The organism is Micromonospora sp. DT31 (genome assembly GCF_049841795.1).
In the GTDB taxonomy this organism is placed as follows: domain Bacteria; phylum Actinomycetota; class Actinomycetes; order Mycobacteriales; family Micromonosporaceae; genus Micromonospora.
This window is the reverse complement of record NZ_JBNCKZ010000013.1, coordinates 69,854-81,077: the sequence shown is the minus strand read 5'-3', so window position 1 is coordinate 81,077 and position 11,224 is coordinate 69,854. Positions and strand designations below refer to the sequence as shown.

Below are 11,224 nucleotides of genomic sequence, written 5' to 3'. Positions count from 1 at the left end.
TTCAGCGCCCGGACGTGGGGGTGGCCCCCGCGGTTGGCCTGCGGCGCGGGGGGGGGGGGCCCCCGGGGGCCGGGGGCCACGCCCGCGCTGCTCGTCGGCGCGCGACCTACTCGAACCGTTCGCCCCGCTCGGCCATCGCCACCAGCACGGCTGGCGGGTCGAACCGCTCGCCGTAGCGCTCGGCGAGCACCCGCGCGCGGGCGACGAAGCCCGGCAGCCCGCCGCCGTACTGGTTGACGTACTGCAGGACCCCACCGGTCCAGCTCGGATAGCCGATGCCGAGGATCGAGCCGACGTTCGCGTCGGCCACCGACGTCAGCACCCCCTCGTCGAGGCACCGCACCGCCTCGATCGCCTCGATGACGAGCATCCGCTCCTTGAGGTCGTCGAACGGCACGTCGAGATCGGCACCGCCGAAGGCCTCCGCCAGTCCCGGCCACAGCCCGACCCGCCTACCGTCACGGTAGTCGTAGAAGCCGGCGCCGCCCGAGCGGCCGGTGCGGCCGTACTCGTCGATCATCCGGTCGATGACCCCGTCGGCGGCGTGCGGCCGCCAGGTCCCGCCGGCGGCCACGATCGCCGCCCGGGTCTCCCGCCGGATCCGGCGGGGCAGGGTGAGGGTCAACTCGTCCATCAGGGCCAACACCGGCGCGGGATATCCCGCCTGGCTGCTGGCCTGCTCGATGGTGGCCGCCGGAATGCCCTCGGCCAGCATCGCCACGCCCTCGTTGGTGAACGTCCCGATCACCCGGCTGGTGAAGAAGCCACGACTGTCGTTCACCACGATGGGTGTCTTGCGCAGCCGGCGGACGACGCCCAGGGCGCGTTGCAGCGTGGCCTCGTCGGTCCGCTCCCCACGGATCACCTCGACCAGCGGCATCTTGTCCACCGGGGAGAAGAAGTGCAGCCCGATGAAGGTCTCCGGTCGGCTGACCCCCTCGGCGAGCACGGTGATCGGCAGGGTGGAGGTGTTGGAGGCGATGAGCGCCTCCGGTGCGACCTGCTCGATCTCGGCGTACACCTTGTGCTTGAGCGCGGGGTCCTCGAAGACCGCCTCGATGACGAGGTCGACCCCGGCGAGGTCGGCGGAATCGCCGGTGGCGTGGATGCGGCCCAGGGTCGCGTCCCGCTCCCCCGGCGTGGTCCTGCCCCGGGCCACCGCCTTGTCCAGCAGACCCTCCGAGTAGGCCCGGCCACGCAGCGCCCCCTCGACGGTCACGTCCTTGAGCACCACGTGCATTCCGGCCCGGGCGCAGACGTAGGCGATGGCGGCGCCCATCATGCCCGCGCCGACGACCGCGACCCGGTCGAGGGGCCGGTGCCCGTCACCGACGTCGCGGGAGCGGGCGGCCTGCAGGTCGAAGAAGAGCGCTTTGATCATGTTGGTGGAGATCTGGCCGGTGGCCAGCTCGGTGAAGTACCGCCCCTCGATGGCCAGGGCGGTGTCCAGGTCGACCTGCGCGCCTTCCACGGCGGCGGCGAGGATGGCGCGCGGCGCCGGGTACGGCGCACCCTTGAGCTGTTTGCGCAGCAGCGCCGGCATGGCCGGTAGCTGGGCGGCGAGCGCGGGACTGGCCGGGGTGCCGCCGGGCATCCGGTACCCCTCGCGGTCGTACGGCTGCGCCGCGTCCGGGTGCGCGGCGATCCAGGCCCGGGCGGCGGCCATCAGGCCCGCCTCGTCGGCGGCGAGTTCGTCGACCAGCCCGTGCGCGAGCGCGGCCTGCGGTCGGTGCCGCTGGCCGCGCAGCAGCCAGTTGGTCAGCGCGTCCACCACGCCCCGCAGCCGCACGGTACGCACGACGCCACCGCAGCCGGGCAGCAGCCCGAGCGTGACCTCGGGAAACCCGATCTCGATGCTCGGGTCGTCGCGCACGATGCGCCGGTGGCAGGCGAGGGCGAGTTCCAGTCCCCCGCCGAGGGCCGAACCGTTGATCGCGGCGACCACCGGGCGGCCGAGTGTCTCCAGTCGACGCACGGTGCTCTTGAGCAGTCGCGTCCCGGCTTCGAACGCTTCGGCGTCGGCCGGGGTGAGCCGCACCAGCGCGGCCAGGTCCCCACCGGCGAAGAACGTCTTCTTGGCGGAGGTGACGATCACTCCGGTGATCTGCTCACGCTCGGCCTCGAGCCGGTCCACGACGGCGGTGAGGCTGGCGGTGAACTCCTCGTTCATCACGTTCGCCGAGCGCCCGGGGTGGTCGAGGGTGAGCAGGACGACGCCGTCGTCGCCGCGCTCCCACCGGATCGTGTTGACCATTCGTGGCTCCTCAGATTCGTTCGATGACGGTCGCGATGCCCATGCCGCCGCCGGCGCAGAGCGTGGCCAGGCCGTAGCGGCCGCCACGGCGTTCCAGCTCGTCCAGGAGGGTGCCGAGGATCATCGCGCCGGTGGCGCCCAGCGGGTGCCCCATCGCGATGGCGCCGCCGTTGACGTTGACGATGTCCGGGTCCAGGCCCAGGTCGGCGACGAACCGCAGGACCACGGACGCGAACGCCTCGTTGATCTCCACCAGGTCGAGGTCGGTAACGTCGAGGCCCGCCTTGGCCAGCGCCTTGCGGGCCGCCGGCGCCGGGCCGGTGAGCATGATCGTCGGCTCGGCGCCGCTGATCGCGGTGGCGACGACGCGCGCCCGCGGGGTGAGGCCGGCCGCCGTGCCGACCGCCTCGCTGCCGACGGCCACCAGGGAGGCGCCGTCGACGATGCCGGACGAGTTGCCCGCCGTGTGCACGTGGTCGATGCGCTCGACCCAGTGGTATTTCTGCAACGCGACCGCGTCGAAGCCGCCCTGCTCACCGAGCGCGGCGAAGGCCGGCCGCAACGCGGCCAGCCCTTCCGCGGTGGCGTCCGGGCGGATGTGCTCGTCGCGGTCGAGCAGGACGGTCCCGTTGCGGTCGCGCACCGGTACGACCGAGCGGTTGAAGTAGCCGTTGGCCCACGCCTTGGCGGCCCGGGACTGCGACCGCAACGCGTAGCCGTCGACCGTCTCCCGGTCGTGGCCCGCCATGGTGGCGATGAGGTCGGCGCTGATGCCCTGCGGCACGAAGCCGGTGGCGAAGTTGGTCTCCGGGTCCAGCGCCCACGCCCCGCCGTCGGAGCCCATCGGCACCCGGGACATCGATTCGACGCCGCCGGCCAGGACGAGCGTCTCCCAGCCCGAGCGCACCTTCTGGGCGGCCGTGTTCACCGCCTCCAGGCCGGAGGCGCAGAAGCGGTTGAGTTGGACACCGGCCACCGTGTCGGGCAGCCCGGCGGCGACGGCGGCGGTCCGGGCGATGTCACCACCCTGCTCGCCCAGCGGGGAGACCACTCCGAGCACGAGGTCGTCGATCAGCGCCGGGTCGAGGCCGGGCATCCGCCGCAGGGTCTCCTCGATCAGGCCGGTGACGAGGGAAACCGGTTTGACCCCGTACAGGGAACCGCTCGGCCTGCCCCGCCCGCGCGGTGTGCGCAGCGCCTCGTAGATGAACGCCTCGGTCGTCACGGCCACGCTCCTCGTTGCCACCGGCATGCGAATTTCGCCTAACTTTCAGGGACCGCGCCGCCCATTGTCAAGGAACGCCGGCACCGGAAGTACCGGTCCTGCCTCAGGTCCTGCCCACCACCGACACCACGCGCGGGCGCGGATCGGCACGTCGGCGCGGCGAGGCGGCGCTAACGTGTACGCGTGCCACAAGCAGTGAGCGGCGACGCCGCGCCGACCAGACGCCCCAAGGACCGCAGGAACCGCATCGCGCTGGCCGGCGCCGAACTGTTCGGCGAGCGGGGCTACCACGGGGTGTCGGTCGACGAGATCGCCGCCGCCGTCGGCATCAGCGGGCCCGCGGTCTACCGGCACTTCCCGAACAAGTACGCGATCCTCGTGCACGCCACCCGCGAGGTCGCCGGCGCGCTGCTCGCCGCGACGGCCGACCCGGTGTCGCACACCACCGAGGGCCGGCTGGACGAGATGCTGCGCACGCTCGCCGCGGTCGTGGTGAGCAAACGACGCGTCGCCGGGCTCTACCAGTGGGAGGGCCGCTATCTCACGCCCGAGCACCGGCGGGAGTTCGCCGCGACGCTGTCCACGCTCGTCGACCGTCTCGCCGGGCCGCTGCGCGAGCTGCGGCCCGAGCTGTCCGTCGAGCAGGCGCAACTGCTGGTCAACGCGGCGCTGAGCGCTTTCGGCAGCGTGACCACGTACCGCGCGCCGACCACCGGCGCCGACGTCGAACACCTGCTCACCCGGGTCGCCCGGACCCTGCTGCGGGCCGACGCGCCCGGGTTGCCGGCCCCGGCCCGCGCCGCCCCGGCCGAGGCGCCGGTACGCCCGGCGGCCCGCCGCGAACTGCTGCTGATCGAGGCCATCCGCCTGTTCCACAGGCACGGCTACCACGCCGTCGCGGTCGAGGACATCGGTCGCGCCGCCGGCATGCAGGCATCGAGCGTCTACCGGTACTTCCCCAGCAAGGCCGACCTGCTGGCCGCCGCCTACTACCGGGCCACCGACCGGCTCGCCGGCGCCACCACCACGGCCATCGCCGAGGCGAGCGACGCGGCCGACGCGCTGCACCGGGTGGTACGCGCCTACGTCGCCTTCGCGTTCGGGCAGAGTGACCTCGTCGCGGTCTACCTGGCCGAGAACAACAACCTGCCGGACCAGGATCGGCACGAGCTGCGCGGTGCGCAACGGTCGCACGTCGAGGAGTGGGTGCGCCTGCTGCGGGCCGTACGACCGGGCCTGCCGGTCGCGGACGCCCGTGTGCTCGTGCACGCCGCGCTCAACGTCGTCACCGACATCGGCCGGCTCGGCCGTTTCGACCGCGCCGAGGGCTACGACGCCCAGACGGCCCGGCTCGCCCTGGCGGTGGTGCACGCCTGAACGCCGGGCCGGCACGGGCGGGAGCGGCGGTGGCGCTGTGATTGACTGACACGCATGGTGCTGTCCCCGCCCGCGCCCGACCGGGTGGCCCGGTGACCGCGGGGCCGACCGCGGCGACCCGGCCACGCAACCGCAGGCAGAGCATCGTCGGGGCGGCCGGGCAGGTGTTCAGCGAGCGCGGCTACCACGGGGCGTCGATGGAGGACATCGCGGCGGCCGTCGGGATCAGCGCGCCTGCCCTCTACCGGCACTTTCCGAACAAGTACGCGTTGTTCGCCGCGTGCGCCACCGTCATGGCGGACAACCTCGTCGAGGTCATCGACGGGTGCCCGCCCGACGCGGCGTCGACGGACGTGCTGCTCGCCCTCACCCGGGTCACCGTGGCGCACCGCGCGTCGGGCGGTCTCTACCGGTGGGAGGCCCGCTATCTGCAACGCGCCGACCGCCACCTGCTGCGGGCGAAGTTCGCCCGCGTCGTGGGGCGCGTCGTCGAGTTGGCCCGACGGGAGTTCCCGCTGCCCGAGGAGCACCTGCGGGCCGTGGCGGCGCTCGGGGTGATCGGGTCCGTCACCATGCACCACACCACGATCGCCCAACGCCGGATCGAGGAACTGGTGCTGGCCTCGGCCATGCGCGTGGTCGCGACCGATCCGACGGCCACCCCGGGCACCGCGGAGCGCGTCGACCTGCCCACCCCGCCGGTGCCACGGACCCGACGTGCGGAGATCCTCGCGGCGGCGGTGCCGCTGTTCGCCCGGGAGGGGTTCGCCAACGTCACGAACGCGCAGATCGCGCAGGCGGTGGGGCTCGCCCCGTCGGCGATCTACCGGCACTACCCCGGCAAGGTCGACATCCTGGTCGCCGCCTGCCTCCAGGCGGCGGGGCTGCTGGCCCAGGCGGTGGAACGCAGCCTGCACCGGGCGACCGATCCGCATGAGGCGCTTGTCGCGCTGGCCGCGGCCTACGTGGCCCACTGCTTCGAGCACAACACCCTCAACAGCGTGGCCGAGGCCGAGGTCGCCAGCCTGCCCGCCGACGTGCGGCGCCCGCTTGTGGTCGCGCAGCGCGAGCACATCGCGGTCTGGGAGCAGCAGGTGCGCACGCTCCGGCCCGAGCTGGACCGGCGACAGGCCCGGCTGCTGGTCCACGCCGGGTTCGGTGTGGTGGTCGAGGCCGGGCGGGCCCTGCGCTGGCAGGACACGCCCGGCCATCGGGACGCGGTGACCGCCCTGGTCACCCGCGCCCTGGTCCCGGGGTAGGTTCACGCACCCGGACGGTTGATGGTCGGAATGGTGATCGGGGTGTGGCTGGCCGAGGTGCCGTTGTTGAGGAACAACATCGCCAGGCCGCGGATGAACCGGTCGAACAGCCCGAAGGTCTCCGGCATGATCGGCGACAGCCCTTCGCGGAACATGACGTACGTGGGCCAGCCGACCTCGATGATCCCGCGTGAGACGTAGTCGCGGGGCAGTCGCAGCCAGTCGCCGATCTTGTCGCTGAGCACGTAGCGCGCGAACTCACGCTGGAATCCCCGGGTGACGCCCAGGTCGACAGAGGACGTCAGGTTCAGCAGGACGTCGGCCAGGTCGATGCCCTCGCGCGTCGGGGCCAGCAGCGGGGTCAACGCGTACCGCGACTGTTCCTCGGCGGCGGCCCAGCTCTTCGGGATGAACTCGTCCCGCACGCCCAGCAGGTGCAGGGCGACCTGCCACATGTGCAGGTAGGCCTCCTCCTCCGCGGCCGACATCCGCAGTCCCCAGCGACGCCAGTCGAGCAGCTTGCGGTGCACGTACGTGCCGAGGCTGTGGAAGGTGATCAGGATGTCGCCGTTGCTGATCGGGATCGGGTGGTCGGTGACGCCGCGCCACGCCGCGGACTGTGGCAGCAGGTGCCGCACCGCCGCGTGGGTCAGGCGCGTCTTGTGCGAGGTGACCACGAAGCTGCCGGTGGCCTTGAACGCGTCGGGCGCGCTCAGGTCGTACCCGTAGGTGAAGGTCTTGGCCGCCCGCGCCTTCATGTCGGCGCCGCCCTCGGACCAGTAGACGTTGCGGGCCTCGCGCGGGATCACCGTGCTCATGATGCCGCTGCCCAGGCCGTACAGCAGGAACAGGTACATGCTCATGCGCTTGTTGAACTGGGCCGCCCGGTCCAGTTTGGCCTGGTCGGCCCAGGACGGCAGGGTGTTGACGCTGCGCAGGTAGGTGGTGAGCGCGGCGGGCACGCCGCTGGGCAGCGGGTCGCCGTTGCGGATCCAGGAGGCGAACGCGGTGTTGACGGCCGGGACCTGGCCGGCCTGCAGCAGCGAGACGAGGAGCGGGTCGGTGGCGTCGTCCCAGACGTCCCACGGGTCGGTGACCGAGTCGGTGCCGGCGATCGAACCGGACGACGACCACGCCCATGCCTTCGGCACGTCGGTCGCGGCCACCAGCCCCAGCGCCGCGCCGAGCGTCAGGACGCTTCTTCTACTGAGATTCTCCATTCGCACCACTTCCCGGGTGAGCCGGACATCGCCCTGAGGACCGGCCTGTGAGCACACCACAGGCGGGTTTCGAGTTATCCGGGCGTGTGATTTTCTATTAACATAGAGGAGCTTGACTGGGTCGGCAAGAGTGTGTCCGGGAGGTGGCCGCGATGGCGGGTGGCAGGCGGTACCGCTGGTTGCGTCGCATCGAGACCCTCGATCCCGTCCGCGACCACCAGGAGATCTACCGGATCTCGATCGGCTACGAGTTCCCCTTCGACTACCAGCGCGCGCTGGAACTCGCGCTGCTGCGCACGTACTGCGTACCGAGCATCTCCGCGCTGCTCGACGCGACCGGCGAGTTCCGGCGGCGTCCGCAGCAGCGCTACGACGACACCGCGCTGCTGATGGCCGAGATGGCCGAGCACGGGTACGACACGCCGCGCGGCCGGCAGGCGCTGAAGGTCATCAACCTGGCACACCGCCGGTACGCGATCTCCAACGACGACATGCGCTACGTGCTGTCCACGTTCGTCTACGAGCCGATCGAGTGGCTGGACCGGTTCGGATGGCGACGGCCGCACGAGCACGAGCGGCTGGCCGCGTTCCACTACTACCGGGCGATCGGCGCGCGGATGGGCATCCGCGACGTGCCCGACGACTTCGCCGCGTTCCACGACCTCAAATGCGAGTACGAGCACGCCACCTTCCGGCACGCGCCGAGCAACGAGCGCGTCGGGGCGTACACCCTGGACCTGTTCGCGTCCTGGTACCCGGCGCCGCTGCGCCGCGCCGCGCGACTCGGCGTGCTCGCGCTGCTGCCCGCCGAGATGCGCGCCGCCTTCGGCCTACCGGCCGCGCCGCGCTGGCTGTCGACGGCGCTCACCGGCGGACTGCGCGCCCGGGCGGCGGCGGTGCGGCTGATGCCGCCGCGCACCACCAGCCGGTTGACCCGCGACCCGGGCAACCGCAGTTACCCCGGCTACCCCGTCGGGTACGAGCCCACCGACCTGGGCGCGCCACCACCACCGCCCGACCTCGACCCGACGTGGCCGGCCGGCCCGCCGGACGACCCGGGGCGCTAACGGCCGGCGGGCTCCACCGCGCTCTGGTAGAGGGCGTCGATGTCGTCACCGTACCGGTCGACGATGACGCGACGCCGCAGCTTCAGGGTGGGGGTCAGCTCACCGGACTCCGGTGTCCAGCTCGACGGCAGCACCTGGAACGTCTTGACCTGTTCCGGGCGGGCCAGCCGGGCGTTGGCCCGGTCGACGGCGGCCCGGATCTCCGCGAGCACCAGCGGGTCCGACGCCAGGGCGGAGAGCTGCGTGTCGTCGATGCCGCGGGACCGCGCCCACTGCGGCGCCACCTCCTCGTCCAACACGATCAGGGCCGTGACGTACGGCCGCCGGTCGCCGATCGCGACCGCCTGCCCGATCAGCGGATGCGCCCGCAGCAGCCCCTCGACCTGCGCCGGGGAGATGTTCTTGCCGCTGGAGGTGATGATGAGTTCCTTCTTGCGGTCGGTGATGGTCAGGAAGCCGTCGGGGTCGATCGCGCCGACGTCGCCGGTGGCCAGCCAACCGTCCGCGCCGACGACCGGCTCGACGCCACCGTCGCCACGCAGGTAGCCGGAGCAGACCAGCGGCCCGCGCACCAGCACCTCCCCGTCCTCGGCGAGGCGAATCTCCATGCCCACGTGCGGTTGGCCGACGGTGCCGGTGCGGAACCGTTCCCGGGTGTTGATGGTGGCGGTGCCGGTGGTCTCGGTCAGGCCCCACACCTCGAGCACGTCGACGCCGAGCCCGGCGAGGAAGCGCAGCACGTCCACCGGGATCGGGGCGGCGCCGCTGCCGGCCCAGACCATGTTCTGCAGGCCCAACGTGGACTGGATCGGCCGCAGCACGGTGGCCTGCGCCTCGGCCAGGCGGGCGGCCAGCTCGTCGGGCACGGGCCGGCCCGCCGCGCGCAGCTCGTACGCCTCCAGTGCCGTGGCGCTCGCGGCCTCGAAGGCGGCGCGCACCGCCGGCTCCACGGTGGACAGGTGGGCCTGCACCCCGGCCGCCATCTTCTCCCAGACCCGGGGCACGCCGAAGAACGAGGCGGGGGTGACCGCGCGCAGGGCCGCGACGAGTTGCCGGGCGTCGGGGCAGATGGTCACGTGACCGGCCCGGTAGATCGGGTTGTAGATGCCGAGGAACCGCTCGGCGATGTGGGCCAGCGGCAGGTAGGCCACCGACGGTGCGTGCGCGGGCACCGGCACCAGCGCGTCGAGGGACACCGCCTGGTAGATCACGTTGTGGTGGCTGAGCACGACGCCCTTCGGGTCGCCGGTCGTCCCGGACGTGTACAGCAGCGTCACCGGCTGGTCGGGGCGGACCGCGCGCCAGCGCCGTTCGAAGGCGTCCGGGTCGGTCCGGTGTGCGGCCCGCCCGAGTTCGCGTACCCGCGCCAGCGGCACGATCTCCGGGCCCGACCCGCCGGGGTCGACCGCGTCGACCACCACGACGCGGCGCAGGCCCGGCAGGTCCGGCAGGATCGGGCGCCAGCGCTCCAGGTCGGCGGCCCCCTCCAGCACGAGCACCTGGGCGTCGCAGTGCCGCGCCAGGTAGCGCATCTGCTCGGTGCTCAGGGTCGGATAGATCGTGGACGGCACCGCGCCCAGGTGGACCGCGGCGAGGTCGACGAGCCAGTGCTCCGGCCGGCTCGACATCATGATCAGCAGGTGGCGGCCCGGCTTCAGGCCGATCTCGGCCAAGCCGCCGGACACCTCGGCGACCTCGTCGCGCAGGACCGACCACGTGCGGGTGTCGTCGCGGTCCAGTGTGGTCAGCGCCGGCAGGTCGGCGAACTCGGTGGCGTTGCGGTGCAGGAGGGCGGGGACGGTCAGGCCCTCTGCTGTCGTGGCGCAGTGTTCGGCAAGGGCGTCGGCGGGCTCCATGGGCTACTCCTTCGACCGGGACCGGGCCTGGTGGTGGCCGGTGTGGCCGGCGCGCCCTCGCCGCAGTGCCGTCGAGGGTCCCCAGCCTGTTGCGAGCACTGTAAACGAGGGTTAACTTCCTGGGAAGGATCGATCAGGACGGCGGGCTGATCGGCATTTCGGATGCCGGCGGAAGGAGAACCGGGACTAACCGGGGCACGGCCGCCGGGTCACTGCGCGGTCCAGCCGCCGTCGACGTGCAGCACGCTGCCGGTGACGTAGCCGGCCGCGTCCGAGGCGAGGAACACGACCGCGCCGACCACCTCGTCCGGCCTGCCGAACCGGCCCATCGGGATCCGCTCGCGCAGCCGCCTCGACCACTCGTCGTGGTGGCGCAGACCCGCGGTCATCGCGGTCTCCAGGTAGCCGGGTGCGACCGCGTTGACCCGCACCCCGGCAGCCGCCCACTCCAGCGCCAGCGTCCGGGTGAGCTGCTCGACCCCACCCTTGCTGGCGCTGTACGCGGCCAGCCGCGGAAAGCCGACCTGGCCGTGCACCGAGGACATGTTGACGATGCTGCCCGCGCCCTGCTCGACCATGACCGCCCCGGCGGCACGGGCGCAGACGAACGCCCCGGTCAGGTTCGTGTCGATCACCCGCTGCCAGTCCGCCACGCTCAGCCGCTCGCTGCGACACAGCGCCGGACTGATCCCGGCGTTGTTGACCAGGACGTCCACCCGGCCCCACCGCCGCCGGGCCAACGCCACCACCGCGTCGGCCACGGATTCGTCGACCACGTCACCGGCGACCACCTCGGCCGCGCCACCGGCCGCGACGATCCCGTCCCGCACCGCGTGCAGCGCGTCGACCCGGCGCGACTGCAGGATCACCGAGGCGCCGGCCCGCGCCAGGCCCTCGGCGACCGCCGCTCCGACGCCCTGACCGGCGCCCGTCACCCAGGCGACCTTGCCGGCTAGCTGCTCCATC

The 11,224-nt window shown here is 72.7% G+C and carries 8 protein-coding genes; 3 read left to right on the top strand and 5 right to left on the bottom strand.

All coding sequences use genetic code 11. The features are described from left to right. Positions 1–106: 106 nt before the first annotated feature. Together ACLQ2X_RS20870 and ACLQ2X_RS20865 are read right to left on the bottom strand one after the other, a co-directional pair. Positions 107–2,254, bottom strand: a complete 2,148-nt coding sequence (locus ACLQ2X_RS20870; RefSeq protein WP_425682749.1) for a 3-hydroxyacyl-CoA dehydrogenase NAD-binding domain-containing protein — start codon at positions 2,252–2,254, stop codon at positions 107–109. 10 nt (positions 2,255–2,264) lie between these two features. Further along, the gene (locus ACLQ2X_RS20865; RefSeq protein WP_425682748.1) at positions 2,265–3,479 is read right to left on the bottom strand and encodes an acetyl-CoA C-acetyltransferase; all 1,215 of its coding nucleotides are present in this window, start codon (positions 3,477–3,479) and stop codon (positions 2,265–2,267) included. 183 nt (positions 3,480–3,662) lie between these two features. Here ACLQ2X_RS20865 and ACLQ2X_RS20860 point away from each other — a divergent pair, with 183 nt between their 5' ends. After that, the gene (locus ACLQ2X_RS20860) at positions 3,663–4,856 is read left to right on the top strand and encodes a TetR/AcrR family transcriptional regulator (protein ID WP_425682747.1); all 1,194 of its coding nucleotides are present in this window, start codon (positions 3,663–3,665) and stop codon (positions 4,854–4,856) included. Positions 4,857–4,948: 92 nt separating this feature from the next. Beyond that, the gene (locus tag ACLQ2X_RS20855; RefSeq protein ID WP_425682746.1) at positions 4,949–6,115 is read left to right on the top strand and encodes a TetR/AcrR family transcriptional regulator; all 1,167 of its coding nucleotides are present in this window, start codon (positions 4,949–4,951) and stop codon (positions 6,113–6,115) included. A 2-nt stretch (positions 6,116–6,117) separates the two neighbouring features. On the opposite strand, the gene ACLQ2X_RS20850 is transcribed toward ACLQ2X_RS20855, so the two are convergent. Next, a complete protein-coding gene (locus tag ACLQ2X_RS20850) occupies positions 6,118–7,335 on the bottom strand; it encodes an oxygenase MpaB family protein (protein WP_425682745.1) in 1,218 nt (405 codons plus the stop codon). A 152-nt stretch (positions 7,336–7,487) separates the two neighbouring features. On the opposite strand from ACLQ2X_RS20850, the gene ACLQ2X_RS20845 reads away from it, so the two are divergent. Continuing rightward, positions 7,488–8,402: an oxygenase MpaB family protein gene (locus ACLQ2X_RS20845; RefSeq protein ID WP_425682744.1), complete on the top strand. Its 915-nt coding sequence runs from the start codon at positions 7,488–7,490 to the stop codon at positions 8,400–8,402. Here the strand turns inward: ACLQ2X_RS20845 and ACLQ2X_RS20840 are convergent. Together ACLQ2X_RS20840 and ACLQ2X_RS20835 are read right to left on the bottom strand one after the other, a co-directional pair. Continuing rightward, complete coding sequence (locus ACLQ2X_RS20840) at positions 8,399–10,258, bottom strand: AMP-dependent synthetase/ligase (protein ID WP_425682743.1); 1,860 nt, start codon at positions 10,256–10,258, stop codon at positions 8,399–8,401. The genes ACLQ2X_RS20845 and ACLQ2X_RS20840 overlap by 4 nt on opposite strands. Positions 10,259–10,467: 209 nt before the next feature. Further along, on the bottom strand, positions 10,468–11,223 hold the full coding sequence (locus ACLQ2X_RS20835; protein WP_425682742.1) for an SDR family NAD(P)-dependent oxidoreductase: 756 nt from the start codon (positions 11,221–11,223) through the stop codon (positions 10,468–10,470). Between the last annotated feature and the right edge of the window lies 1 nt (position 11,224).

Bases quoted from the DNA above. Each gene is read 5' to 3' on its own strand.
- ACLQ2X_RS20870 (WP_425682749.1), bottom strand. From the start codon at position 2,254: ATGGTCAACACGATCCGGTGGGAGCGCGGCGACGACGGCGTCGTCCTG.
- ACLQ2X_RS20850 (WP_425682745.1), bottom strand. From the start codon at position 7,335: ATGGAGAATCTCAGTAGAAGAAGCGTCCTGACGCTCGGCGCGGCGCTG.
- ACLQ2X_RS20845 (WP_425682744.1), top strand. From the start codon at position 7,488: ATGGCGGGTGGCAGGCGGTACCGCTGGTTGCGTCGCATCGAGACCCTC.
- ACLQ2X_RS20840 (WP_425682743.1), bottom strand. From the start codon at position 10,258: ATGGAGCCCGCCGACGCCCTTGCCGAACACTGCGCCACGACAGCAGAG.
- ACLQ2X_RS20835 (WP_425682742.1), bottom strand. From the start codon at position 11,223: ATGGAGCAGCTAGCCGGCAAGGTCGCCTGGGTGACGGGCGCCGGTCAG.